A 25,106-nucleotide genomic window follows, 5' to 3' on the forward strand; every position below is an offset into this window, starting at 1 on the left:
CACAGTCATGCGGACACCTCCGTGGTGTGTCGGTCCGCCCAGGCCGTCGACCTGGCCGGGTCGAAGGGGCAGCCCTTGCCCGTGATGTGCTGCTCGTACTCGTCGCGGAAGTACTTGAGCGAGGAGAAGATCGGCGAAGCGGCGCCGTCACCGAGCGCGCAGAAGGACTTGCCGTTGATGTTGTCGGCGATGTCGTTCAGCTTGTCGAGGTCGGACATGACGCCCTTGCCTGCCTCGATGTCGCGCAGCAACTGGACCAGCCAGTAGGTGCCTTCACGGCACGGCGTGCACTTGCCGCAGGATTCGTGGGCGTAGAACTCGGTCCAGCGGGTGACGGCCCGCACCACGCACGTGGTCTCGTCGAAGCACTGGAGCGCCTTCGTGCCGAGCATCGAACCGGCCGCGCCGACGCCCTCGTAGTCCAGCGGGACGTCGAGGTGCTCGTCGGTGAACATCGGGGTCGAGGAGCCGCCGGGCGTCCAGAACTTCAGCCGGTGGCCGGGCCGCATGCCGCCGCTCATGTCGAGCAGCTGGCGCAGGGTGATGCCGAGCGGCGCCTCGTACTGGCCGGGGCTCGCGACGTGTCCGCTGAGTGAGTACAGCGTGAAGCCGGGGGACTTCTCGCTGCCCATGGACCTGAACCAGTCCTTGCCCTTGTTGAGGATCGCGGGAACCGACGCGATGGACTCGACGTTGTTCACCACAGTGGGGCAGGCGTACAGGCCGGCGACCGCGGGGAAGGGGGGCCGCAGCCGGGGCTGGCCGCGGCGGCCCTCCAGGGAGTCCAGCAGCGCGGTCTCCTCACCGCAGATGTATGCGCCCGCGCCCGCGTGCACGGTGAGTTCGAGGTCGAGTCCGCTGCCCAGGATGTCCTTGCCGAGGTAGCCCGCTTCGTACGCCTCGCGCACGGCCTCGTGCAACCGCCGTAGTACGGGGACGACTTCCCCGCGCAGATAGATGAAGGCGTGGCTGGAGCGGATCGCGTAGCAGGCGATCACGATTCCCTCGATGAGGGAGTGCGGATTGGCGAACAGAAGGGGGATGTCCTTGCAGGTGCCCGGCTCCGACTCGTCGGCGTTGACGACGAGGTAGTGAGGTTTGCCGTCACCCTGCGGAATGAACTGCCACTTCATACCGGTCGGGAAGCCCGCGCCGCCGCGGCCGCGCAGGCCGGAGTCCTTGACGTAGGCGATCAGGTCGTCGGGCGACATGGCGAGCGCCTTGCGCAGCCCCTCGTAGCCATCGTGCCTGCGATAGGTCGCGAGCGTCCACGACTCGGGTTCGTCCCAGAAGGCCGTAAGGACCGGGGCGAGGAGCTTCTCGGGGCTGCCGTCTCCCCCGACCTGTGGCCGGGAACCGCCGCCGTACTCGGTGGACAAGGTCATCACTCCCCCTCCTCGGCCACAGGTCCGGCCGGGTTTTCCGGGTCGGACGCCGAGGTCTTCTGCGGTGCGTCATGCGAGCTCAGGTGCTCGGAGCCGGGTTGGGGGCGATCCTGCGGTGCCTCGCCGCGAGGGTGCACCACGCGGGCGGGGGCGGTCTCTCCCTTGGCGAGCCGCAGGCCGATCAGCGACGCCGGCCCGGCACCGCCGGAGGCCTCGACCACGCCGGGACGCTCGTCCGGGAAGCCGGCCAGAATGCGGGCGGTCTCCTTGTACGTGCACAGCGGGGCGCCGCGGGTGGGGCTGACCTGCCCGCCGGCGCGCAGGTCGTCGACGAGCTTCTTCGCGGACTCGGGCGTCTGGTTGTCGAAGAACTCCCAGTTGACCATCACCACGGGCGCGAAGTCGCAGGCCGCGTTGCACTCGATGTGCTCGAGGGTGATCCTGCCGTCCTCGGTCGTCTCGTTGTTGCCGACGCCGAGGTGCTCCTTCAGCTCCTCGAAGATCGCGTCGCCGCCCATCACCGCGCACAGCGTGTTGGTGCAGACACCGACCTGGTACTCACCGGAGGGCTTGCGCCGGTACATGGTGTAGAAGGTGGCGACGGCGGTGACCTCCGCGGTGGTGAGGTCGAGCATGTCGGCGCAGAACTGCATGCCCGTACGGGTCACATGGCCCTCTTGCGACTGCACGAGGTGCAGCAGCGGCAGCAAGGCGGACCGGCTGCCGGGGTAGCGGGCGATGATCTCCTTCGCGTCCGCCTCCAGCCTTGCGCGCACATCGGCCGGGTAGTCGGGCGCGGGCAGTTGCGGCATGCCCAGCGATACGTCCGTCATCGGTCGACGCCTCCCATCACGGGGTCGATGGACGCGACGGCGACGATGACGTCGGCGACCTGGCCGCCCTCGCACATCGCCGCCATGGCCTGCAGATTGGTGAACGACGGGTCGCGGAAGTGGACCCGGAAGGGCCGGGTGCCGCCGTCGGAGACGACATGCACTCCGAGCTCGCCCTTGGGCGACTCGACCGCGGCGTACGTCTGTCCGGCCGGCACCCGGAACCCCTCGGTCACCAGCTTGAAGTGGTGGATCAGGGCCTCCATGGAGGTACCCATGATCTTCTTGATGTGGTCGAGGGAGTTGCCGAGACCGTCGGGGCCGAGCGCGAGCTGCGCGGGCCAGGCGATCTTCTTGTCGGCGACCATGACCGCGCCCGGCTCCAGCCGGTCCAGGCACTGCTCGACGATCCGCAGCGACTGCCTCATCTCCTCGAGGCGGATGAGGAAGCGGCCGTAGGCGTCGCAGGTGTCGGCGGTCGGGACGTCGAAGTCGTAGGTCTCGTAGCCGCAGTACGGGTCGGTCTTGCGCAGGTCGTGGGCGAGGCCCGTGGCGCGCAGGATCGGCCCCGTCGCGCCGAGGGCCATGCATCCGGTGAGGTCCAGGTGGCCGACGTCCTGCATGCGGGCCTTGAAGATCGGGTTGCCGGTGGCGAGCTTGTCGTACTCCGGCAGGTTCTTCTTCATCGTCTTCACGAACTCGCGCATCTGGTCCACCGCGCCGGGCGGCAGGTCCTGGGCGAGGCCGCCTGGCCGGATGTACGCGTGGTTCATGCGCAGGCCGGTGATCAGCTCGTAGATGTCGAGAATCAGTTCACGGTCACGGAAGCCGTAGATCATGATCGTCGTGGCGCCGAGTTCCATGCCGCCGGTGGCGATGGCGACCAGGTGCGAGGAGATCCGGTTGAGCTCCATCAGCAGCACGCGGATGACCGACGCCCGGTCGGGAACCTGGTCCTTGATGCCGAGCAGGCGCTCGACGCCCAGGCAGTACGCCGTCTCGTTGAAGAACGGCGTCAGGTAATCCATGCGCGTGACGAAGGTGGTGCCCTGCGTCCAGGTCCGGTACTCGAGGTTCTTCTCGATACCGGTGTGGAGGTAACCGATGCCGCAGCGGGCCTCGGTGACGGTCTCGCCGTCGATCTCCAGGATCAGCCGCAGAACGCCGTGCGTGGAGGGGTGCTGCGGGCCCATGTTGACGACGATCCGCTCGTCGTCGGCCTTGGCCGCGGACCGGACGACCTCGTCCCAGTCGCCACCGGTGACCGTGTATACGGGTCCCTCTGTGGTGTCGCGTGCGGATGCATGGGAAGTGCTCACGAGTACGACCTCCGCTGGTCCGGAGCCGGGATCTGGGCGCCCTTGTACTCGACGGCGATGCCGCCGAGCGGATAGTCCTTCCGCTGCGGGAAGCCCTGCCAGTCGTCCGGCATCATGATCCGGGTGAGGGCGGGGTGGCCGTCGAAGACGAGCCCGAAGAAGTCGTAGGTCTCGCGCTCGTGCCAGTCGTTGGTCGGATAGACCGGTACCAGCGACGGAATGTGCGGATCGCGGTCCGGGGCACAGACCTCGAGCCGGATCAATCGGCCGTGGGTGATCGAGCGCAGGTGGTAGACGGCGTGCAGCTCGCGGCCCTTGTCCTCGAGGTAGTGCACCCCGCTCACACCGGTGCAGAGCTCGAAGCGCAGCGCCGGGTCGTCCCGCAGGGTCTTCGCCACCTGCACCAGGTGTTCGCGCGCGATGTGGAAGGTGAGTTCACCGCGGTCGACGACGGTCTTCTCGATGGCGTTCTCGGGCACCAGGCCCTGCTCCTCGAGGGCGCCCTCGAGTTCGTCGGCGACCTCGTCGAACCAGCCGCCGTAGGGGCGGGTGGCCGGGCCCGGCAGGCGCACGGAGCGTACGAGCCCGCCGTAACCGGACGTGTCCCCTCCGCTGTTGGCGCCGAACATGCCGCGCTGGACGCGGATCTCCTCGCCGTGCTCACCGCGCTGGCCGGGAAGGTTCTGCTCGGAGAGCTCCTTCTCCGGGTTCGGCTGGTCACTCATCGGAGCAGCCCCTTCATCTCGATCGTCGGGAGCGCCTTGAGGGCCGCCTCCTCCGCCTCCCGGGCCGCCTCCTCGGCGTTCACGCCGAGCTTGGAGCTCTGGATCTTCTGGTGGAGCTTGAGAATCGCGTCCAACAGCATCTCGGGGCGTGGTGGGCAGCCCGGCAGATAGATGTCGACGGGGACGATATGATCAACACCCTGCACAATCGCGTAATTGTTGAACATTCCGCCCGATGACGCGCAAACACCCATGGAGATCACCCACTTGGGGTTGGGCATCTGGTCGTAGACCTGGCGCAGGACGGGCGCCATCTTCTGGCTCACCCGGCCGGCCACGATCATCAGGTCGGCCTGGCGCGGCGAACCGCGGAAGACCTCCATGCCGAAGCGGGCCAGGTCGTAACGGCCGGCGCCGGTCGTCATCATCTCGATGGCGCAGCAGGCCAGACCGAAGGTCGCGGGGAAGACGGATGACTTGCGCACCCAGCCCGCGGCCTGTTCGACGGTGGTCAGCAGGAATCCGCTCGGCAGCTTCTCTTCGAGTCCCATGGTGTGCCCCTCAGTCCCATTCCAGGCCGCCGCGCCGCCATACATACGCGTAGGCGACGAAGACGGTGAGCACGAAGAGCAGCATCTCCACGAGCCCGAAGATCCCCAGGGCGTCGAAGGTGACGGCCCAGGGATAGAGGAAGACGATCTCGATGTCGAAAATGATGAAGAGCATCGCCGTCAGGTAGTACTTGATCGGGAAGCGACCGCCTCCGGCAGGCGTAGGAGTGGGCTCGATGCCGCACTCGTACGCTTCGAGCTTCGCCCGGTTGTACCGCTTGGGGCCGATAAGCGTGGCCATGACCACGGAGAAGATCGCAAACCCTGCCCCGAGGGCGCCGAGCACAAGGATGGGCGCGTAAGCATTCACCCTCCTCGCTCCTTCCAGTCGTCCTTGACCGTTGGACCGCACCGGGCACCGCCTCGCCGCCCCGCAGGTGGCGCCCGACTCCCGAAGATCGCGACCGAGGATCGCGCTCGAAGATCGTGCACATGTGAGGCAGTTCACAAGCCCGACTGCCCCGCATCCTATGCCTCTCGGTCTGTGATCTGCGACACGGGGTCCGGCATGGAGTTTGTGATCTCCACCACCAGACGAAGGATCATGAAGTCGGATGAGCGGTGATCTTCATACGCGAAGCTCCCGAGCGATCACCAGCCGTGACATCCGGAGCCGTTATCGCTGGTCGGAGCCGGGGCGCTTTATCAAGCAGTGGGGATCGCAGGCAAATTGGAGATGGACCGCATCGGGTGATATTGGACGCCGGGTCACTCGGCAGTGGGATCGAGTGGATCGTGGTGGACGAGTGCGCCGCTTCACGAGCACCGGACCACCCGGACGTTGACCATTCTGTGACCTGCGCCACGCACTCAAGAGTTCAACAAAAGCGGGCTTGGCCAACCACGTAAAGGGGTGGTAAGCCCCCGGCAATTCGGACCTTTTTCGGAAAGGCTGTGATCACGGCCCTGATCGCGCCTGCCCGGTTTGCCCGTTACGGCGTCAATAAAGGTTCACGAAGCGCGGATTCACACGTTCCGGTCACAACTGTGGCGCAGCACACGTTTCTTGAAGGGAACCGTTCGGCCCTGATAGCGGTTGTACTCATGTCCCACACCGCTCACATACCCAGCCACCGGAAGCCCCGCCGCAGCGCCTCGAAAATGGCGATACGGGCCGGAGTTGCCGGTGGCTTCCTCAGCACCATCGCGGTGGCCGGTGCCGCCGGGCCGGCGAACGCCGAGCCGGTGACCGAGACCATCGAGATGCCCCTTCTCACCGCGGACGCCGTCACCGCGGTCGCCCGGTCCGCCGAAGCCACCCAGCAGGTCGCCCTCGACCTCGAGCTCCAGGCTGAGCTGCAGGCCCAGGAGGAGGCGGCCGCGGCCAAGGCCGCGAAGGCCGCCAGGACGGCCAAGGCCGAGGCCGACCGTGAGGCCGAGGCCAAGGAGAAGGCAGAGGCGAAGAAGCGCGCCGAGGCCGCCGCCCAGGAGCGCGCGTCCCGCGACTCCGAGCGCACCTCCCTCTCCGCCTCCACCTACAGCTCCGCCGGCAGCAGCGCCACGGGCAGCGCCGCGACCGTGGTCGCCTTCCTGAAGGCGCAGCTCGGCGACGCTTACATCATGGGCGCCACCGGCCCCAACGCCTGGGACTGCTCCAGCCTGGTCCAGGCCGCCTACCGCACCGTCGGCATCGACCTCCCGCGCGTCTCGCAGGACCAGTCGCTGGCGGGCACGCAGGTGGGCACCTCCAACCTCCAGGTCGGCGACATCCTGTACTGGGGCGGTGCCGGCTCCGCGTACCACACGGGCGTCTACATCGGCGACGGCCAGTACCTGGACGCCGCGAACCCGAGCAAGGGCGTCGTCATCCAGGACCTGTCGGGCTACCCGGCGAGCGGCGCGGTCCGCGTCCTCTGACGTAGCCTCAGCGCCTGCAGCGCCTGGAAGGGCCGTCGCTCCCCCGGAGGGAGCGACGGCCCTTCGCGTTGCGCGCGGACGGGGTGCGGATGTCCTACCGTGCGCCTCGCGGTGGCAGACGGCCCGAGCCCACGGAGAGCCGGCCGGGCTCAGGCCGACGCGCCGGACGAGGGCGACGGCGCCGTCGCTGCCGATCTCCGTACCCGTCAGCAGGCCGCGCAGCGTCTCGGTCATCGGTGCGACGGGCGGGTACACGGCGAGCCGGCGCAGCCCCGGCCGGCCTGTCCGGCGACCGGGATGGCCGGAGCACCGGCGATCGCCGTCGCCGCCGCCATCTCCGCCATGGCACACCTGTGGCGCCACGGCGAGCCGTGCGACACCGAAGGCGCCCGGGGGCCGCCCTGGCCTGGCCACAATGGCGCGCCATACGCGTTTCCGGGGCACCACCGGGCGCCTCGAAGGCGCCCGGGTCGATGCCGATGCCGGTCCTCGCCCCGCTGCCCGCCCGCCGCCGAGCCCAGGCGGACCTGTCCCACCCTGGTTAGCATCCGAGAGGGGCAGCCCACGGATGGCACAGGGAGGCCGTCATGCAGGACAGACCCGTATCGCGGTTGTCGACGAACCGCTCACGGATCAGCCACAAGGTGCGCTACGCGCTGCGGCACCCGCGACGCGTGCTGCCCCATGTGCGCCGCGCGAGCCGGGACACGTGGCTGCGGCTGCGCCACCGCGGCGGGCACGTCGCGTACTACCGGGCAGTGATGGCGTCGGACACCGCGAGGAGCCCCGAGGCGGCGGTGGGCGGGGGGCCGTCCCACGACCGCTGGCTGGCCATCGGTCGGATGCAGTTCGACTACCTGAGGGAGCACGGACTGCGGCCGCAGGACCGGCTGCTGGAGATCGGCTGCGGCAATCTGCGGGCCGGATGGCGGTTCATCGACCATCTGGAGCCCGGCCACTACTACGGGATCGACATCTCGCCGGACATCCTCATCGAGGCCAAGAAGACCCTCGTCCGCTACGGCCTCCAGCACAAGCTGCCGTATCTCACCCCCGTCGAAGACCTGACGCTGGACTTTCTCCCCGACGCGTCCTTCACGGTCGTGCACGCGCACAGCGTCTTCTCGCACTCGCCGTTGGAGGTCATCGACGAATGCCTGGCGAACATCGGACGGGTGCTGGCGCCCGGCGGCTTCTTCGACTTCACCTACGACCGCACCGAGACGCGCGAGCACCAGGTGCTGGGCGAGGACTTCTACTACCGCACGGAGACGCTGACCCGGCTGGCCGCGCGGCACGGTCTCGTCGCCCGCTTCATGGACGACTGGGAGCGGCTGCCGCACGGACAGTCGAAACTCCGCGTCACCCACGCCGTCTGATCGGCACCACGCCCGCCGAGGCTTCGCCGGGCGCAACGGCCGGGCATGCATGCCCGGCGTCCCGTCACGAGAGTCTGGGAGCCTGCCGAATGTCCTCCACCACGCACCGCCTCCCCCTCCTGATGTGCGCCACCGTGCTGGGGCTGCTGCTGACCGGATGCGGGGGTGGGGGCGGGGATTCCGACGGGCCCACGGCGACACCCTCCCCGCGGCCCAGCGCCTCGGCGACGCCGACGACCTCCGCTCCCCCGTCGCCCCCGTCCTCACCCGTCACGGCGTTTCCGACGCCGGCCGACGGCACCGACCTGAAGGCCTGCGCGGACGGCCGCTGTGAGGTGGAGGTGCGGTCCGGCGACAGAATCACCTTCGCCGGCGACAGCGTCCGTCTGGACGGCTTCACCGTCGTCCGCATCGCCGACGACGTGCTCACCTACAAGGCGGCGGGACCCGGCACGAACTTCGACGGCACGATGACCGTCCCGGGCACCTTGGTCGTCAACGACCTGGAGGTCGAGGTCGTCGCCGTCGACGGCGACCGTGCCGTCATCCGACTGGCCTGATCCGGCGACCGGACGTCCCGCGCCGGCGTCCCGGACGGGCCCCTGACGACCCCGGACCGGCCGGGAACCGGCCCCGGACGCCGTCGCGCGGTCCGCGGCGTGGATGAGCCGGTCGCCGACCACGAGGTCGCCCGCGTCGCGGTCATCCTGCCGGAGCGGGTCCGCAGGGCCGGGGACCTCGGGTCACCCGGCGGACGGTCGGGGGCCGGTCGTGCAGGATGCGCTGGAAGAGGCGGTGGTCGCGCCAGGCTCCGTCGATGTGGAGGTAGCGCGGCGCGAGGCCGATGGGCTGGAAGCCGCACTTCTCCAGCACCCGCTGGGAGCGCACGTTGTCCACCAGCGTGGACGCCTCGATCCGGTGCAGTCCCAACGCGTCGTCCGCTGCGGCGCAGACAGCTTCCACCGCCGCCGTCGCCAGGCCCCTGCCCTGCTGGTCGACAGCGGTCCAGTAGCCGAGGTACGCGCTGCAGAACGGGCCGCGGGTGATGCCGGAGAGCGTGATGGTGCCGACGACGCGCCCGTCGCCGGCGATGAGCAGCCAGGGCACCAGTCGCCCCGCCTCGTACTCGAGCAGCCGCTCGGCGAGGCGGTGGGCCTGGCCCTCGACGGTGAAGAACTCGTCGGCACGGCGGGGTTCCCAGGGCGCGAGGTGCTCCCGGTTGTCCACGTAGGCCGCGCACAGCGCCTCGGCGTCGCCCGGCAGCGGCGTGCGCAGCGTGACACCGCCGGGAAGCCCGGTGGGCTTCACGCCTTCGGCGCGACCTTGGACAGGCCGTTGATGATGCGGTCCATCGCGTCGCCACCGGTCGGATCGGTCAGGTTGGCCAGCATCTTCAGCGTGAACTTCATCAGCAGCGGGTGCGTGAGACCGCGCTGTGTCGCGATCTTCATGACCTTGGGGTTGCCGATCAGCTTCACGAAGGCGCGGCCCAGCGTGTAGTAGCCGCCGTAGGTGTCCTTGAGGACCTTCGGGTAGCGGTGCAGGGCCAATTCGCGCTGGGCCGGGGTCTGCCGGGCATTGGCCTGGACGATGACGTCGGCCGCGATCTGGCCGGACTCCATCGCGTATGCGATGCCCTCGCCGTTGAACGGGTTGACCAGGCCGCCCGCGTCACCGACCAGCAGCAGTCCGCGCGTGTAGTGCGGCTGGCGGTTGAACGCCATCGGCAGGGCCGCCCCACGGATGGGACCGGTCATGTTCTCCGGCGTGTAGCCCCAGTCCTGGGGCATCGAGGCGCACCAGGCCTTGAGGATCTCGCGCCAGTCCAGCTCCTTGAAGGAGGCGGAGGTGTTGAGGACGCCGAGGCCGACATTGGACGTTCCGTCGCCCATGCCGAAGATCCAGCCGTATCCGGGCAGCAGCCGGTCCTCGCCCGGGCCGCGCCGGTCCCACAGTTCCAGCCACGACTCGAGGTAGTCGTCGTCGTGCCGGGGCGAGGTGAAGTACGTGCGGACCGCGACGCCCATCGGGCGGTCCTCACGGCGGTGCAGACCCATGGCGAGCGAGATCCGGGAGGAGTTGCCGTCGGCGGCGACGACGAGCGGTGCGTGGAAGGTGACCGGGGTCTTCTCCTCGCCGAGCTTCGCGTGCACGCCGGTGATCCGGCCGGTGCGGTCGTCGATGACCGGCGCGCCGACGTTGCAGCGCTCGTACAGGCGCGCGCCCGCCTTCTGGGCCTGCCGGGCCAGCTGCTCGTCGAAGTCGTCGCGCTTGCGGACCAGGCCGTAGTCCGGGTACGAGGCGAGGTCCGGCCAGTCGAGCTGGAGCCGCACGCCGCCGCCGATGATCCGCAGGCCCTTGTTCCGCAGCCAGCCGGCCTCTTCCGAGATGTCGATGCCCATCGAGACAAGCTGCTTGGTCGCGCGCGGCGTGAGGCCGTCGCCGCAGACCTTTTCGCGCGGGAAGGCGGTCTTCTCCAGCAGCAGCACGTCCAGTCCGGCCTTGGCCAGGTAGTACGCCGTCGTGGAGCCGGCCGGGCCCGCCCCGACGACGATCACATCGGCAGTGTGCTCGGTGAGGGCTTCGGTCACGGCGGCTTCTCCCGAGGATTCGATGGGGCGCTGTCGAAATTGCGTAGTGAACGGCACACGACAGGTGCAGTCTTGTGCAGTCTAAGGTGGCGTACCGATCAACCGACCGAAGGGCTCCGTCTATGACCAGCAGGCCGCTCCCCGTCATACAGCTCCGGGTGCCCACGGACGAGGACGCCATCGCCTGGCACCGTGTGTTCAACGACCCGGAGGTCATGGAGTTCCACGGTGGAAAAGCGGCCGAACTGTCCGTCTACGAGGAGCTCACCGCACGGCAGCGCAGGCACGACGCCGAGCGGGGGTTCTGTTTCTGGACGATGCTCGACGCGGACGGCGAGGTCATCGGCTTCACCGGTGCCCAGCCCTGGCCGCACAAGGAGTTCGGCCCGGTCGGCGAGATCGAGATCGGCTGGCGGCTGGCCCGTTCCTCCTGGGGCAAGGGGTATGCGACGGCCGCCGCCCGCACCACGCTGGAGCGGGTACGGGCGGCGGGGGTGCAGCGCGTCGTGGCGATGGTGCACTCGCGCAACGAGCGGTCCATCGCCGTGACCCGGCGGATCGGCATGGAGCTGGCGGAGACCTTCACGACTCCGGTGTCCAAGCAGCAGGGCTTCTGCTTCCGGCTGGAGCTCGGGCCGGCCCGGTCCTGATCCGCGGGACCTGCCCCGACGGCGGGCTCAGCCGACCTTGAAGGTGCTGACGGCGGTGGAGAACACCGTGTCCTCGGCCGGGTCCCACGCGTCGGCGCGGCCGGCGGCGAGGATCGCGTACTCGGTGCCGTCGGCGGCGACGAAGGCCTGATCGATGACGTGGCGCCGCAGGCCGCTCTCGTCGGGCTCGGGGATGTGCGTGAACTCCCAGATCGCGCCGGGGCGTCCCTGGTACGTGTTCTCCTCGAGCCGGACCCGTTGGTAGTCGCTCCTGGTGTTCGCCAGGTGCTTCTGCTCGAGGCCGGTGAAGTTGTCGTAACTGCTCGTCGGGGTGTCCCTGATGATCCCGATCTGGATGTACTCGCCGCCGGTCGGCGCCTCGTAGTAGACCTGGCTGCCTGCCTGTCGGCGCGACCAGCCCTCCATCACACCGATGGTGAACCCGGCCGGGTCCTGCTTCAGCACGAAGCCGGGCGGGAGCAAGGGCTCGTTGCTGGGGGACGGTCCGCTCGCGCGGGGGGAGGGCGTGGTGGACGCTGCCGGGGGCGAAGAGGCGGGCGGCGGGGTGGGCGAGGGCTCTCGGGAGCCCTTCGCATCGCCGTCGGGCGTCCCGCCGATCTCGATGGACGGGTTGGCCCGGTCGTCCCTGTCCTGGAACATCAGTACACCCGCTGTTGCGCCGCCGCCGACGACGAACGCGGCGGTGAGGGTGGCCGTCCACACCAGGACGCGCCGCCGGCGGCCCGTGTCGGCGGCGGGCTCGTCGTACGCGCCGGGAAGCGGGGGCTGCGGCGCGTACGGTCCCGGCACGTGGGCGACGGCGCCGTCGACGGCGGTGGGCGTGGGTACGGGGCCGGCCGGGCCCGGCTCGGACGCCGTGCCTGCGACGGAACCGGGCTCGGCGCCTGCGCCGACGGGACCGGCCTCAGCGGCCGGCCCTGCGCCGACCTGTCCGGGCTCGGCAGCCCGAGGCGCCGCCTCAGCGGCGGGCGCGGGCGCCGCGCCCGCCGTGAAGCCGGCGCCGACCGGGCCCGAAGGCAGGTGCCCCGGGGCCGGCCACACCGGAGGCGTGGGCCCGGACCCCGGCGCCGCCGGACCTCCGCCCCCACGACGTTGCAGCACCGGGCCCAGCAGCAGCGCTCCGCCCACCCACAGCAGGCCGAACAGCAACGCGTCCGGAACGCTCGGCGCCACCTCGGTCCTGCCCAGGCCGCCGAACTCACCGAAGGCACCCGCCAGGTCGGCGGTCACCCCGCTGACGCCGGTGCCGACCAGGACCAGCCCCAGTGTGAACGCCCCCACCAGCACCTGTTCGCGGCGGTCGGCCGAGCGGCGGGCGGCCCAGAGGCCGATGGCCAGCGCGCAGACGACGCCCAGCGCCAGCACACCGGTCACGGCGCCGCCGCCCCACTCGTCGCCGATCTCGCCGAGTCCGACGTCGCCGCGCTCCACGGCGGAGCCGCCCCAGCCACTGGGGCCCTGGAAGCTGTACTCCACGGGCACGCCCCAGCTCAGCCCCAGCACCGCGAAGCCGATGTTGGGCAGGATCGGCAGGGCGAGGAGCAGCGCCGTGCCGTCGACGTCGTCGGTGGCCGCGTAGACGACGAAACCCACGAGCGAGCACAGCGCGACCACCGTGCACACCGCGCCGACCGCCGAGCCCAGCCCGCGGACCGCCGACCTGGCGGCCGGGCGCGCGGCGAGCCGGGCCGCGAGCTGATCGCGCTGCAGCACCCCGGCCGTCACCACGAGGGAGACGACCAGGGCACCGAGCGCGGCGAGCACGGGCGACGAGGAAATCCGTACGCCCATGATCTCGGGCTGCGCGAACAGACCGAGGACCAGCACCACGCCCGTGACGAGCACGGAGACGCGGACCGCCGCCTCCAGGCCCTCGCCGCGGCCGCGCAGCCTCCGGGCTCCCAGCCAGAGCGCCGCGATCAGCAGCGCCGTCACGGTCAGCGGGACGAGGGAGAGCGACGCCGCTCCCTGCGCCAGGTCGTCCATTGCGGAATCGGAGCCGTAGGAGCCACCGGAGCCGAAGTCGGAGCCGTAGCCGTCGGGGCCGAACTGCGAAGGTCCCGCCACCTTCAGTTCGAAGTCGCCGCCGATGCCCTGCAGAAGCAGGGCGAGGGCGATGCGGAGCCGGTCGCTCCAGCCGACGACGACCTCGTCGCCCTGATCGTACGAGGGAACGGCCAGCGCGATCGCGAGCACCAGCAGCAGTCCGGCCGGCCAGAGCGCGGCCTTGGCGGCCGACAGCCAGTCGCCCCTCAGGGCCCGGCTGAGGAAGGCGGCGAGGGGCGACGGCTGCACGGGCCCGGGCCCGTACGTGGGCGGGGGCGGAGCTGCCGGCATCGCCGGAGACACCGGTGCCGACGGGGCCGCCGGCGGCGCCGTCGGCGGCGGCGGCGGCGCCGACACTTCGGGCAGCCGCTCCTTCCCGCATTTCATGCAGAAGCGCGCCTCATCCGGGGATGAGGTGCCGCAGTGCTGGCAGTACGACGCCATGGGGATACTCCGAAACGACAGGCAGGGGACGGGGAGATGGAGCGGGCCACGAGGAAGCCGACGGACAAGCGGATAAGGCAGTCGTAAACAGTCGTAGACAACTGACTCATCTTCACCATCGACCGGTTCCCGTCAACTCGGCCGTTTTGCAGGGGAAGTGGGCGCCGGCGTCAGAAGACGGAGAGGCCGGTGAGCGTCGTGAAGCGGTCCAGCGCCGCCACGCCCGCCACCGAGTTGCCCCGCGCGTCCAGGCCCGGGCTCCATACGCACAGCGTGCACCGCCCCGGCACGACCGCCACGATCCCGCCGCCGACCCCGCTCTTGCCGGGCAGCCCCACCCGGTAGGCGAAGTCACCGGCCGCGTCGTACGTGCCGCAGGTCAGCATCACGGCGTTGATCTGCTTGGCCTCGCTGCGCGTCAGCAGCCGCGAGCCGTCGGCACGCAACCCGTGCCGGGCCAGGAAGCGGGCCGCCAGGGTCAGATCGGCGCAGCTCATCTCGATCGAGCACTGCCAGAAGTAGTGGTCGAGCAGCGTGGGGACCGGGTTCGCGATGTTGCCGTAGGAGGCCATGAAGTGGGCGAGCGCGGCATTGCGGTCGCCGTGCGCGGACTCCGACTCGGCGACCTCGGGATCGAAGGCCAGGTCCGGGTTGCCGCTCTCCTGCCGCAGGAAGCCGAGCAGTTCGCTGCTCGCGTCACCGGTGAGGGTCTGCAGCCGGTCGGTGACGACGAGGGCACCCGCGTTGATGAACGGATTGCGCGGGATCCCGTTCTCGTACTCCAGCTGCACCAGCGAGTTGAACGGGTTGCCGGAGGGTTCGCGACCGACCCGCTGCCACAGGCTGTCGTCGCCCTCCGCGAGGGCGAGCGCGAGGGTGAACACCTTGGTGATCGACTGTACGGAGAAGGGGTGCTGCCAGTCCCCCACTCCGTACACCTTGCCGCTGACGTCGGCGACCGCCATGCCGAAGCGACGCGGGTCGACACCGGCCAGCGCCGGGATGTACTCGGCGGGCGTGCCGCTGCCGACGAGCGGGGCGACGTCGACGGCGATCTGCTCCAGGACCGCCTGGTAGTCCACGGCGATCGCGTGAAGCTCCATGTCCCGGGACCTACAGGGGCTTGGTGCCGCGGTGCAGCGCCACGATGCCACCGGTGAGGTTGCGCCAGGCGACCTTCGACCAGCCGGCCTGCTGGAGGCGGCGCGCCAGTGCGGACTGTTCGGGCCAGCTCTGGATCGACTCGGCGAGGTACACGTAAGCGTCCGGGTTGGACGAGACGGCGCGGGCCACCGGCGGCAGCGCACGCATCAGGTACTCCTCGTAGACGGTCCGGAACGGCGCCCACGTCGGGTGCGAGAACTCGCAGATCACCACGCGCCCGCCCGGCTTGGTCACCCGGTGGAGCTCACGCAGCGCTCCGTCCGTGTCCTGCACGTTGCGCAGGCCGAAGGAGATCGTCACGGCATCGAACACGTCGTCGGCGAACGGCAGCTTCGTCGCGTCGCCCGCGGTGAGCGGCAGCCAGGGGTTGCGTCGCTTGCCCTCGCGCAGCATCCCGAGCGAGAAGTCGCACGGCACGACGTAGGCGCCGGTGGCGGTGAAGGGCAGCGACGAGGTGCCGGTGCCTGCGGCGAGGTCGAGGACCTTCTCCGCGGGGCGGGCGTCGACGGCCTTGGCGACCTCCTTGCGCCAGCGGCGGTCCTGCCCGAGCGAGAGCACGTCGTTGGTGAGGTCGTAGTTCGCCGCCACGTCGTCGAACATCGAGGCGACTTCGTGCGGCTGCTTGTCCAGGGAGGCTCGGGTCACAGGCCCCATTGTGCAACCCGGTCCGGTCCGGGAAAGGACCAGGGTCCCGCGCGCCCGCAGGAAGATCCGCCGCCCCGCGGAACTGCCCCGCGAAATCCGTATGCAACCTTTTCCGGGCGCCGGCGCTCAGAGAACGTTTGACAGCGCGCAACGGATGATCATCACCACGGAGGGGCGGGCCGATGCCACCCGACAACGAGCACGACTTCGAGGCGTTCGCCCGGGCGAGCCAGCACACGTTGTACCGGACCGCGTATCTGCTGTGCGGTGACGCCGACGCCGCACGCGATCTCACGCAGACGACCCTCGCCAAGCTGTTCCAGTACTGGCGGCGGGTGGCCGCCGCCGATCACCCCCACGCATACGCGAAGACCGTACTGACGCGGACGTTCCCGAGTGAACGGCGACGCGGACTACGGGCCCTGGTGGCCCACAGACATGTCGACCCGCCGCCACCACCCCGTCACCCGGACCTCCGGGTGACGCTGCTGGCCGCGCTGTCCACCCTGCCGCCGCGCGGCCGGGCCATGGTCGTCCTGCGCTACTGGGAGGACCTGAGCGTGGAGGCCGTCGCCGGCTTGATGCGGTGCAGCGAAGGCACGGTCAAGAGCCAGTGTTCACGGGCGCTCTCCCGGCTCCGCAGCGAGCTGGGCGACGCTGAGATCTACACCGCGGAGAGGTGAAGAACGCCATGCACGATCAGGAACACCTCGAGGACCGGACCGTCCTGCTGGTCCGGGATGCAATGGACCGGGCTTCCGCCGACCTGCCGCCGCTGCCGGACCTCGCGGGCCCTGCCCTTGCCGAGGGTCGGCGGCGCAAGAGCCGTACGCGGCTGGCGGTCGCCTCCGGAGTGCTCTGCGTGGTCGCGCTCGGTACGGCCGGAGCCGTGTCGCTGGCCGGAGGCGGGCACTCGGCTCCCGAACCACCGGCCGCCGCCACGGTCACGCCCACGCCCACGGCGTCCCCGCTACCGGAACCGGTCCACATCGAACCGACCCCCGGCGAGGAGTCGATGGCCGACCTGCCGGACGCCGAGCGGACACGTCAGGAGAACTTCCAGCAGCAGGCCGTCGCCGTCCTGCAGGAGCTGCTGCCCGAGGGAATCGGCACCATGCAGCGCACGGACATCAACGTCAGGCAGTACCAGGTGACGAAAGGCGGGAAGAAGTTCGTTCTGATCTTCTCGGTCCGCCCCCACGATCCGAGCCGCCCGTCGAAGCCCTGCGCCGACGTCAAGGGTGTGGTGTGCAGGACAGCCACGCTGCCGGACGGCGTCGAGGCCGAGGCGATCACGATGCCCATGGACTCCGGCGAGGTGACCGGCACGTGGGTGGCCTTCAGGTACGGCGGCAGCGATGTGTCCCTGTCGCTGAACCCCGACGAGACGTCGAACACCTCCGCTCCGGTCACCGACGACCAGTTGCTGGCCGTTGCCGCCGCCCCTGCCTTCCTCGACCTGGTCCGGATCGCGGACGAACAGCCGATGGTGGAGAGGCAGTCGTCGGTCCCGGCCGGCTGACCGGCGGCCCGGCCGGCCTATCTGCTGCGGTGGACCAGGCGGCCGCCGAGGACGGTGGCCACGCAGGTCGAGGCCCCGCGCCGGACCAGTTCGGCGCGGTCCGGCACGTCGAACACGGCGAACCGGGCGGGGCCGCCCGGAGCCGGCGCGGGCAGCAGGACGAGCGGAACCGGCGAGAAGGACGGGGGTCCCGTCAGGTTCGCCGGGCGTCCGCCCATGGCGAGCCCGGCCCGCCGCACGGCGTCCAGAGCGGGCCGGCCGCGCAGTTCACCGGCGACGGCGACGGTTCCGTGCGCCAGCAGCCGCTGGACCCCGCGGCGCGCGCTGGCGCCCCGTCGTGATTCGTCGGCGCGGAAGATCGCCTGCGCCCGCTCCCCGGTGATCGGCTCGGTGCCGAACTCATCGGCCTCGCGCGGGTCCGGGTGGTAGGTGCCTTCCAGCAGCTCGGGCCCGTAGGGGTTGAGCAGCCCGGGGGTGAGGATGCCGGGCCACCGCCGCACCCGTGCCTGCGGACGGGCGGCGGCCAGCTCCTCGTACGGGCCGACGGCGGCGATGTGCGCGCCGTCCACCAGGACGGCGAGCTCGGGCGAGGCCTCGGCGACGTGGATCGTCAGCACGGTCGCCTCAGTTCGCGGGGAGCAGCTTCAGCTCCGGGTGGGCCGTGCCGCCCTCGATCGCGGTGGACGAGAAGTGCGAGACGACGCGCTCGTCGACCGGGTCGTTCGCCGGGTCGTCGTGCACCACGATGTGCTCGTAGGTCGTGGTCCGCTGCGCGGGGACGCGGCCGGCCTTTCGGATCAGGTCGATGATCTCCAGGCGGTTGGAGCGGTGCTTGGCGCCGGCCGAGGAGACGACGTTCTCCTCGAGCATGATCGAGCCGAGGTCGTCCGCGCCGTAGTGCAGCGACAGCTGGCCGACCTCCTTGCCGGTGGTCAGCCAGGAGCCCTGGATGTGCGCGACGTTGTCGAGGAAGATCCGCGCGATCGCGATCATGCGCAGGTACTCGAAGAGCGTGGTTTGCGTACGGCCCTTGAGGTGGTTGTTCTCCGGCTGGTACGTGTAGGGGATGAAGGCGCGGAACCCGCCCGTGCGATCCTGCACGTCCCGGATCATCCGCAGGTGCTCGATGCGCTCGGCGTTCGTCTCGCCCGTGCCCATCAGCATGGTGGAGGTGGACTCGACCCCCAGGCCGTGCGCGATCTCCATGATCTCCAGCCACCGCTCGCCCGACTCCTTGAGCGGGGCGATCGCCTTGCGCGGCCGCTCGGGCAGCAGCTCGGCGCCGGCACCGGCGAAGGAGTCGAGACCGGCGGCGTGGATGCGGGAGATCGCCTCCTCGACACGAACCCCGGAGATCCTGGCCATGTGCTCCACCTCGGACGCGCCGAGCGAGTGGATCACCAGCTGCGGGAACTCCTTCTTGATGGCCGCGAAGTGCTTCTCGTAGTACTCCACGCCGTAGTCGGGGTGGTGGCCGCCCTGGAACATGATCTGGGTGCCGCCGAGTTCGACGGTCTCCGCGCAGCGGCGCAGGATGTCGTCGAGGTCGCGGCTCCAGCCCTTGGAGGTGTCCTTGGGCGCGGCGTAGAAGGCGCAGAACTTGCAGGCCGTGACGCACACATTGGTGTAGTTGATGTTGCGCTCGATGATGTACGTCGCGATGTGCTCGCTGCCCGCGTAGCGGCGCCGGCGCACCGCGTCGGCCGCCACGCCCAGGGCGTGCAGCGGAGCGGAGCGGTAGAGCTCGAGCGCTTCCTCCGGCGTGATCCGCCCACCTCCGGCGGCACGGTCCAGGACGGGCTGAAGATCGGCCTTCTCGGTCACCGGGCGTCACCCTTCGGCGGTCTTTCGGTGGATCTACGGACTGATCCAGGCTACGCCACCGTCCCGGCCGGGCCGTCAGCCGGTCTTCTTCGTGAGCGTCGCGGTCGGGCGGCCCGCGGCATCCTCGTGGGACCGGTAGCGCAGCGTGCCGTCGGCGGCGAGCGTCACCTCCAACAGGGCCTCACCGCCGGTGCACTGGCCCTGCGACGGCCGTTCGGGGTCCGTGCGCTCCTCGATCCGCAGCTTGCGGGTGGTGCTGCCGGACGCGAGCCTGCCGACGCCGTGGCACTCGACGGTCACAGTCCGCACCGTGAGCGAGGTGGTCGTACGGACCACGTCCTCGCCCGTCTTCCCCTCCGTCACCGTGACCGTGAGTTTGCCGTGCGGCAGCCCGCTCCCCTCGGTCGCCGAACCGGTCCAGGTACCGACGAACGCCGAGGGCACCTCGTCGACCTGCTCGGACCCGCCGGCGCTCGGCGGTGGCTTGGCGGCCGTCGCGGAGGGCCGCGCCCCGAAGTCTCCCGCGTCCGCGTCCGAGCCGCTGTTGCGCCACATGTCCAACAGGACCCCGCCGCCGACCGTGACGGCGGCGAGGGCGCCCGCGACCGTGAGTGCGAGGGTGCAGCTGACCCTGCGGCCGCGACGGCCGCCTGACGCGGAAACCGTCAGCCCGTTCCCCGGGGCGGAGGGGGTGCCGGTCGAGGCGTCGGGCGAGGGCGGCGCCCCTGCGGCCGGAGCCTCCCCCGGGGTGCCCGGTTCCACCGGCGGGCCGAAGGCACCGACGGCGGGGCTGCTGAACGCGACGGGTCCCGACGCGCCCGGGTCAAAGGCCGCCACCGGCACCGGCGCCGACGAGGACGCGCGCTCCGGCAACGGCTCCAGGTGCAGCAGTTCGACGGCCGCGCGGCTGATCTGCTCGACCAGCGGGCCCGGCAGCCAGCCGGCCGGCTGCCCCCCACCGGTGGCGAGCCGGTCCGCGACCTCGCCGGGGCCCGGCCGCGCCGCCGGGTCCTTGACCAGACATCCGGCGACCAGCTCCCCCAGCTCGCCCTCCAGCGAACCGAGTTCGGGCTCCTCGTGCACCACCTTGTAGAGCAGCGCGACGGAGGAGTCGCCGCGGAAGGGAGCGGTACCGGTCGCCGCGTACGCGAGGACCGCGCCGAGCGAGAAGATGTCGGCGGCGCCCGTGACGCCCCGTCCGAGGATCTGCTCCGGAGACATGTAGCCCGGCGACCCGACGGACACACCCGTGGAGGTGAGGGACGCCGTGCCGTCCGTGGCGCGGGCGATCCCGAAGTCGATCAGCCGCGGCCCTTCCAACGTCAGCAGCACGTTGGACGGTTTGACGTCCCGGTGCACCAGCCCCAGCGCGTGCACGGCGGTGAGCGCCCTCGCGAGGCCGGAGCCGAGCACCCGGACCGAGTCCGCGGGCAGCGGCCCCTGCTCGGCGACCGCCTGGGAGAGGGCGGGCCCCGCGACGTAACCGGTGGCCACCCACGGCACGGACGCGTCCGGATCGGCGTCCAGGACCGGAGCGGTCCACTCCCCGCCGACCCGCCGCGCGGCCTCCACCTCGCGCCGGAACCGCGCCCTGAACTCGTCGTCGAGGGCGAAGTGCGGATGGACGACCTTGACCGCGACGGTGCGTCCGCCGGTGCTGCGCCCCAGATAGACGCGGCCCATCCCGCCCGCGCCGAGTCGGCCCAGCAGCCGGTACGCGCCGATCTCGCGCGGCTCGCCCGGATCCAGCGGCTGCATCTGAACTCCCCCGTTCGGCCTCCTGTGCAAGTCGGCCCTCAGACTTCGGCCCCCAGACTAGGACTCGCGTCAGCCGCCGAGGAGTTCGACCTTCACATCGGCGGGGAAGCCGGTCGTCGGGCCGGTCCTGCGGGCGAACTCCCGCACGCCCTCGAGCTGGTCAGCGCCGAACCGGAAGTCCAGCGTCGTGAAGTACCGCTCCAGCAGTTCCGCGTCGAAGGCCTCCCAGCGCGCGGCCTGTTCCGCGACCTTGCCGACCTCTTCGAGGGACAGGTCCCGAGAGGCGAGGAACGCCTCGTGCACCTTGCGCACCACGACCGGTTCGCGGGCCAGGTAGTCCTTGCGCGCCGCCCACACGGCGAAGACGAACGGCAGCCCCGTCCACTCCTTCCACATCCGGCCGAGGTCATGGACCTGCAGACCGAGCCGGGGTGCGTCGTGGAGGGACGCCCGCAGCGCGGCGTCGCCGATCAGGACGGCCGCGTCGGCCTCCTGCATCATCACACCGAGATCGGGCGGGCATGTGTAGTAGTCGGGGGCGACCTTGTACTGCTCGGACAGCAGCAACTGGGCGAGCCGTACGGAGGTACGGGAGGTCGAGCCGAGCGCGACTCGGGCGCCGTCGAGCTTGTCCAGCGGCAGCTGCGACACGATCACGCAGGACATCACGGGCCCGTCGCAGCCGACCGCGAGGTCCGGAAAGGCGACGAGTTCATCTGCATTTCGCAGAAATTCCACCAGCGTGACAGGGGCGATGTCGAGTTCGCCCCGCACAAGCCGCTCGCTGAGCTTCTCGGGCGTGTCCTTCGTCAGTTCGAGATCGAGGAGAGTTCCGGTCCTGGCGAGCCCCCAGTAAAGGGGGAGGCAGTTCAGGAACTGGATGTGACCGACACGCGGCCGGCTGCGACGGAGCTCGGTTGCTGTGCTTTCTCCAGGACTGTCCACATCGTGAGGCTAGACCCGTGCCCGCAGTCCTCCGGCGCCGGGTCGCCGTGACGCACCGGCGCGCCCCGTCCGAGCTGGGCTTCGTCAGCTCAGCGGGGGTCAATCAAACGTCCGGGTGACGTGATCTTTCCCTCTACCGCTGCGCACACGCTGCGTGCTAGGCTCGACGCAAGTTGCAGTTTGGTTTCCCTTGCAGTACAGAGCCTGCGGAGCATGTAACCCGCAGGCTTTTGTAGTTTTCAGACTTCTTGCAGGTTCTGGAGCAGGGCAACCCTTTGGCCCATAGGAGGGCTTATGGCTACCGGAACCGTCAAGTGGTTCAACGCTGAAAAGGGCTTCGGCTTCATCGCCCAGGACGGCGGCGGCCCGGATGTCTTCGTCCACTACTCCGCGATCAACGCGTCCGGGTTCCGCTCCCTCGAGGAGAACCAGGTCGTGAACTTCGACGTCACCCAGGGCCCGAAGGGCCCGCAGGCGGAGAACGTCACCCCGGCCTAGTCAGCCACGGGTCGGCGATCGCGCACGACTGAGCAGTACCCAAGGAGCCTCGCCCCGTACATCCGTACGGGGCGAGGCTCCTGCCTTCGGGCCGCGTTCGGCCGGCGCCGGTACGGTGGGGCCTTCGGCGACCGCAACCCCGTCCCTCTGCGTCCGTTCACGGCACGGCTCTTCGGCTTCCCTCCCGCGATCGCCCAGGGCATGTGGGCGATCGCGCGGTGCATGGCCGAGGCCGAGCGGACCGGCGCACGCGGCGCGGGCCGAGTTCAAGGCGCCCGTCCTGCTGCCCGCCGAGATCACTTGCGCGGCACGCGCCGCGTCCGGCCCCTCTTCGAGCCGAGCGGCGGCGACGACCCGGTGCACCTCACCGGAGAGGCCGTCAGCGGGACGGCCAGCACTCCCCCTCCATGAGGCCGCCGAGGCCGGTCCACGCGAAGTTCATCAGCAGGCCCGCGGCCTCCTTCGCCGAGATGCCGCCCGCGTCGTTCGCCCACCCCGCGAGCGACTCTGCGGCCCCCACCAGGGCCTGTGCGAGCCCCTCGATGTCCCGGTCGGCCAGCTCGGCGCTCCGGTTCGAACAGGCCGCGCCGGGTGCCGGAGCCGCGCCCTGACGGGCTGCGGCACCGATCAGTACGGTCACGAAGGCGGCGATCTCCTCCCGCATCCTCGAGACCTCCGCCGCGAACGGCTCACCGTGCGTGCGCGCCTGGCGGTGCAGCACGGACCAGCCGTCCGGGTTCTCCTGGGTGTGCCGGAAGAACGCCTCGAGCCCGGCCCACATCTGCTGGTCCGCCGCGAGCCCCGGCTGGATCGCCGCCTGCACGGCCTCGGTGAGCCGCTGCGCCTCCCGCCTGATGCAGGCGGTGAACAGCTCCTCCTTGGAGTTCAGATACAGGTACACCAGAGGCTTGGAGACACCCGCCAGCTCCGCGATCTCGTCCATCGACGCGGCCCGGTAGCCGCGCTGCCCGAAGGTCTGCACGGCGGCGTCCATCATCTGCTGCTCGCGCACGGCGCGCGGCATGCGCTTGGCCCTCACGCCCTTCACAGCACTCATGTCAGTGTTCCTCCCGCCCCCTGCCCTTACTCGGCGGTAAGCCTACGACCCTGGCAGATGACTGCGTCATGGCGGCGTTCATGGCCCGCATTAAGGTCCACTGCGCGCGACGGGGTCAACCGCACGCGACGTGTCTCGGCCGTGCGAGGCCCGAAAGGGCCGTGGCCCCCTCCCGGTTGCGGGAGGGGGCCACGGCCCTGGCTGATCGGTTCCTCGTGGGGCGCTACGCCGGGACCGGCACGGCTGCCTTCTGCCCGGACTCCACGGCATCGCCGTCGGTGTCGAGGTCGTCGATCGGCGAGGACGTCGCGGTGTTGTACGCGTCCCGGTCGAGGATCTCCTCGCGTGCCGCGACGATGACCGGAACGAGCGCCTGGCCGGCGACGTTCGTGGCGGTGCGCATCATGTCCAGGATCGGATCGATGGCCATCAGCAGGCCGACGCCCTCCAGCGGAAGGCCCAGGGTGGACAGGGTCAGCGTCAGCATGACGGTGGCACCGGTCAGACCTGCCGTGGCGGCGGAGCCGACGACGGAGACGAAGGCGATCAGCAGGTAGTCCTGGATGCCGAGCTGCACGTCGAAGATCTGCGCGATGAAGATCGCGGCGAGCGCCGGGTAGATGGCGGCGCAGCCGTCCATCTTGGTGGTCGCGCCGAACGGGACCGCGAAGCTCGTGTAGTCCTTCGGGACGCCGAGACGCTCGGTGACCTTCTGGGTGACCGGCATGGTGCCGACCGAGGAACGGGAGACGAAGGCCAGCTGGATGGCCGGCCAGGCACCCTTGAAGAACTGCACGGGGTTGACCTTGGCGACGGTCGCCAGCAGCAGCGGGTAGACGCCGAACAGGACCAGGGCGCAGCCGATGTAGACGTCGGCGGTGAAGGTCGCGTACTTGCCGAGCAGGTCCCAGCCGTAGTCGGCGATGGCGAAGCCGATCAGGCCGACGGTGCCGACGGGGGCGAGGCGGATGACCCACCACAGGGCCTTCTGCAGCAGCTCGAGGACCGACTCGCTCAGCGCGAGGATCGGCTTGGCGCGGTCACCGAGCTTGAGCGCGGCGATACCGGCGACGGCGGCCATGAAGACGATCTGGAGCACTTCGAGCTCGGTGAACGGCGTGATGACGTCCGTCGGGACGATGCCGGTGAGGAAGTCGATCCAGGATCCGGCGTTCTCGGGCTTCTGGCCGTCCTTGGGCGTGAGGCCGGTGCCTGCGCCCGGGTCGGTGAGCAGACCGATGACCAGGCCGAGGACCACGGCGATCAGCGACGTGATCATGAACCAGAGCAGGGTGCGGGTGGCCAGCCGGGCGGCGTTGTCGACTTTCCGCAGGTTGGTGATGGACACCAGGATCGCGAAGAAGACGAGCGGCGCGACGGCCAGCTTCAGTAGTTGGACGAAGATCGAACCGACCTGGTCCAGGGTGTCCTTCAGCCAGCCGATGTCCTGGCTGCGGGCGAGCCAGCCGAGCAGGACACCGAGCGCCAGACCGGCGACGATCTGGGCCCAGAAGGGAACCCTGGGTATACGGAAACCGGAACCGGACTGATTTCCGGCAGGGGTGGACGCGGTGTTCGCGGACACGGACGCACTCCATTGATGGCGTTCGGGGAGGTACGGGGGAGGGGTCCAGCGCCCGGGCGCGCGAAGGCGCGGTGCCGCAGGCGTGGTACCGGGTTGCGTGAACGGCTACCGGCAACAGACCGCGGACATGCAGCGGCACAGGTCGACATGCAGGCGCGCCACGAGCAGGAGGCTCGCGGCGTCGTGGTGGCGCACTGCTGTCTTCATGGGCGTCACGTTAACACTTCAACTTTGAGAACCTCAAAGC

At 70.3% G+C, this 25,106-nt stretch carries 24 protein-coding genes and 1 pseudogene; 7 read left to right on the forward strand and 18 right to left on the reverse strand.

Annotated elements, in window-relative coordinates; translation table 11 throughout:
• Positions 1 to 5 precede the first annotated feature (5 nt).
• The 6 genes from nuoF to IE198_RS27915 are packed head-to-tail and all read right to left on the reverse strand — an operon-like array spanning position 6 to position 5,183.
• The gene (gene nuoF / locus IE198_RS27890) at positions 6 to 1,385 is read right to left on the reverse strand and encodes an NADH-quinone oxidoreductase subunit NuoF (protein WP_189891452.1); all 1,380 of its coding nucleotides are present in this window, start codon (positions 1,383 to 1,385) and stop codon (positions 6 to 8) included.
• Positions 1,385 to 2,218, reverse strand: coding sequence for an NADH-quinone oxidoreductase subunit NuoE (nuoE, locus tag IE198_RS27895; protein ID WP_189891454.1), 834 nt, complete (start codon positions 2,216 to 2,218; stop codon positions 1,385 to 1,387). Before nuoE ends, nuoF begins: the two co-directional genes overlap by 1 nt.
• On the reverse strand, positions 2,215 to 3,537 hold the full coding sequence (locus IE198_RS27900; RefSeq protein WP_189891456.1) for an NADH-quinone oxidoreductase subunit D: 1,323 nt from the start codon (positions 3,535 to 3,537) through the stop codon (positions 2,215 to 2,217). The genes nuoE and IE198_RS27900 overlap by 4 nt, the downstream gene beginning before the upstream one ends.
• Positions 3,534 to 4,262 carry an NADH-quinone oxidoreductase subunit C gene (locus IE198_RS27905; RefSeq protein WP_189891458.1) on the reverse strand — a complete coding sequence of 243 codons (729 nt, stop codon included), beginning with the start codon at positions 4,260 to 4,262 and terminating at the stop codon, positions 3,534 to 3,536. Before IE198_RS27905 ends, IE198_RS27900 begins: the two co-directional genes overlap by 4 nt.
• The gene (locus IE198_RS27910; RefSeq protein ID WP_031141109.1) at positions 4,259 to 4,813 is read right to left on the reverse strand and encodes a NuoB/complex I 20 kDa subunit family protein; all 555 of its coding nucleotides are present in this window, start codon (positions 4,811 to 4,813) and stop codon (positions 4,259 to 4,261) included. Before IE198_RS27910 ends, IE198_RS27905 begins: the two co-directional genes overlap by 4 nt.
• Before the next feature lie 10 nt (positions 4,814 to 4,823).
• Complete coding sequence (locus IE198_RS27915) at positions 4,824 to 5,183, reverse strand: NADH-quinone oxidoreductase subunit A (RefSeq protein WP_003974383.1); 360 nt, start codon at positions 5,181 to 5,183, stop codon at positions 4,824 to 4,826.
• A gap of 734 nt (positions 5,184 to 5,917) precedes the next feature.
• Between IE198_RS27915 and IE198_RS27920 the strand changes: the two genes are divergently transcribed.
• From IE198_RS27920 to IE198_RS27930, 3 genes are all read left to right on the forward strand, one after another.
• A complete protein-coding gene (locus tag IE198_RS27920) occupies positions 5,918 to 6,730 on the forward strand; it encodes a C40 family peptidase (RefSeq protein ID WP_189891460.1) in 813 nt (270 codons plus the stop codon).
• A gap of 587 nt (positions 6,731 to 7,317) precedes the next feature.
• Entirely contained in the window at positions 7,318 to 8,109 is a 792-nt protein-coding gene (locus IE198_RS27925; RefSeq protein WP_189891462.1) for a class I SAM-dependent methyltransferase, read from the forward strand.
• Between the two features lie 89 nt (positions 8,110 to 8,198).
• Positions 8,199 to 8,669, forward strand: coding sequence for a hypothetical protein (locus IE198_RS27930; RefSeq protein WP_189891464.1), 471 nt, complete (start codon positions 8,199 to 8,201; stop codon positions 8,667 to 8,669).
• A gap of 142 nt (positions 8,670 to 8,811) precedes the next feature.
• Here IE198_RS27930 and IE198_RS27935 read toward each other — a convergent pair whose 3' ends face one another.
• Together IE198_RS27935 and IE198_RS27940 are read right to left on the reverse strand one after the other, a co-directional pair.
• Positions 8,812 to 9,417 (reverse strand): GNAT family N-acetyltransferase, encoded by a 606-nt coding sequence (locus tag IE198_RS27935; protein WP_189891466.1) that lies wholly within the window; start codon positions 9,415 to 9,417, stop codon positions 8,812 to 8,814.
• Positions 9,414 to 10,700: a geranylgeranyl reductase family protein gene (locus IE198_RS27940; protein WP_189891468.1), complete on the reverse strand. Its 1,287-nt coding sequence runs from the start codon at positions 10,698 to 10,700 to the stop codon at positions 9,414 to 9,416. Before IE198_RS27940 ends, IE198_RS27935 begins: the two co-directional genes overlap by 4 nt.
• Before the next feature lie 122 nt (positions 10,701 to 10,822).
• Here IE198_RS27940 and IE198_RS27945 point away from each other — a divergent pair, with 122 nt between their 5' ends.
• Positions 10,823 to 11,350 (forward strand): GNAT family N-acetyltransferase, encoded by a 528-nt coding sequence (locus IE198_RS27945; RefSeq protein WP_189891471.1) that lies wholly within the window; start codon positions 10,823 to 10,825, stop codon positions 11,348 to 11,350.
• A 27-nt stretch (positions 11,351 to 11,377) separates the two neighbouring features.
• Here IE198_RS27945 and IE198_RS27950 read toward each other — a convergent pair whose 3' ends face one another.
• The 4 genes and pseudogenes from IE198_RS27950 to IE198_RS27960 form a co-directional block, all read right to left on the reverse strand.
• Positions 11,378 to 13,666, reverse strand: coding sequence for a serine/threonine kinase C-terminal domain-containing protein (locus tag IE198_RS27950; protein WP_229834400.1), 2,289 nt, complete (start codon positions 13,664 to 13,666; stop codon positions 11,378 to 11,380).
• 126 nt (positions 13,667 to 13,792) lie between these two features.
• A pseudogene (locus IE198_RS36720) lies at positions 13,793 to 13,861 on the reverse strand (zinc-ribbon domain-containing protein); the annotation flags it as partial.
• A gap of 170 nt (positions 13,862 to 14,031) precedes the next feature.
• A complete protein-coding gene (locus IE198_RS27955) occupies positions 14,032 to 14,943 on the reverse strand; it encodes a glutaminase (protein WP_189891649.1) in 912 nt (303 codons plus the stop codon).
• A gap of 31 nt (positions 14,944 to 14,974) precedes the next feature.
• Positions 14,975 to 15,670, reverse strand: a complete 696-nt coding sequence (locus IE198_RS27960) for a demethylmenaquinone methyltransferase (RefSeq protein WP_189891475.1) — start codon at positions 15,668 to 15,670, stop codon at positions 14,975 to 14,977.
• 182 nt (positions 15,671 to 15,852) lie between these two features.
• Between IE198_RS27960 and IE198_RS27965 the strand changes: the two genes are divergently transcribed.
• Both IE198_RS27965 and IE198_RS27970 read left to right on the forward strand, forming a co-directional pair.
• Complete coding sequence (locus IE198_RS27965) at positions 15,853 to 16,353, forward strand: SigE family RNA polymerase sigma factor (protein WP_189891495.1); 501 nt, start codon at positions 15,853 to 15,855, stop codon at positions 16,351 to 16,353.
• Positions 16,354 to 16,361: 8 nt separating this feature from the next.
• Complete coding sequence (locus IE198_RS27970) at positions 16,362 to 17,192, forward strand: hypothetical protein (protein WP_189891498.1); 831 nt, start codon at positions 16,362 to 16,364, stop codon at positions 17,190 to 17,192.
• A gap of 17 nt (positions 17,193 to 17,209) precedes the next feature.
• Here IE198_RS27970 and IE198_RS27975 read toward each other — a convergent pair whose 3' ends face one another.
• From IE198_RS27975 to IE198_RS27990, 4 genes are all read right to left on the reverse strand, one after another.
• Positions 17,210 to 17,809 (reverse strand): imidazolonepropionase-like domain-containing protein, encoded by a 600-nt coding sequence (locus tag IE198_RS27975; protein WP_189891500.1) that lies wholly within the window; start codon positions 17,807 to 17,809, stop codon positions 17,210 to 17,212.
• A 7-nt stretch (positions 17,810 to 17,816) separates the two neighbouring features.
• Positions 17,817 to 19,016, reverse strand: a complete 1,200-nt coding sequence (gene mqnC / locus IE198_RS27980) for a cyclic dehypoxanthinyl futalosine synthase (protein WP_189891502.1) — start codon at positions 19,014 to 19,016, stop codon at positions 17,817 to 17,819.
• Between the two features lie 75 nt (positions 19,017 to 19,091).
• A complete protein-coding gene (locus tag IE198_RS27985; RefSeq protein ID WP_189891504.1) occupies positions 19,092 to 20,774 on the reverse strand; it encodes a serine/threonine-protein kinase in 1,683 nt (560 codons plus the stop codon).
• A 69-nt stretch (positions 20,775 to 20,843) separates the two neighbouring features.
• Complete coding sequence (locus IE198_RS27990) at positions 20,844 to 21,719, reverse strand: menaquinone biosynthetic enzyme MqnA/MqnD family protein (RefSeq protein ID WP_189891506.1); 876 nt, start codon at positions 21,717 to 21,719, stop codon at positions 20,844 to 20,846.
• 294 nt (positions 21,720 to 22,013) lie between these two features.
• Here IE198_RS27990 and IE198_RS27995 point away from each other — a divergent pair, with 294 nt between their 5' ends.
• Positions 22,014 to 22,217 carry a cold-shock protein gene (locus tag IE198_RS27995; RefSeq protein ID WP_003967102.1) on the forward strand — a complete coding sequence of 68 codons (204 nt, stop codon included), beginning with the start codon at positions 22,014 to 22,016 and terminating at the stop codon, positions 22,215 to 22,217.
• A 379-nt stretch (positions 22,218 to 22,596) separates the two neighbouring features.
• Here the strand turns inward: IE198_RS27995 and IE198_RS28000 are convergent, their stop codons facing one another.
• On the reverse strand, positions 22,597 to 23,274 hold the full coding sequence (locus tag IE198_RS28000) for a TetR/AcrR family transcriptional regulator (protein ID WP_189891508.1): 678 nt from the start codon (positions 23,272 to 23,274) through the stop codon (positions 22,597 to 22,599).
• A gap of 223 nt (positions 23,275 to 23,497) precedes the next feature.
• Positions 23,498 to 24,859, reverse strand: coding sequence for a dicarboxylate/amino acid:cation symporter (locus IE198_RS28005; protein ID WP_189891510.1), 1,362 nt, complete (start codon positions 24,857 to 24,859; stop codon positions 23,498 to 23,500).
• Positions 24,860 to 25,106 lie beyond the last annotated feature (247 nt).

Source organism: Streptomyces xantholiticus (assembly GCF_014651015.1).
In the GTDB taxonomy this organism is placed as follows: domain Bacteria; phylum Actinomycetota; class Actinomycetes; order Streptomycetales; family Streptomycetaceae; genus Streptomyces; species Streptomyces xantholiticus.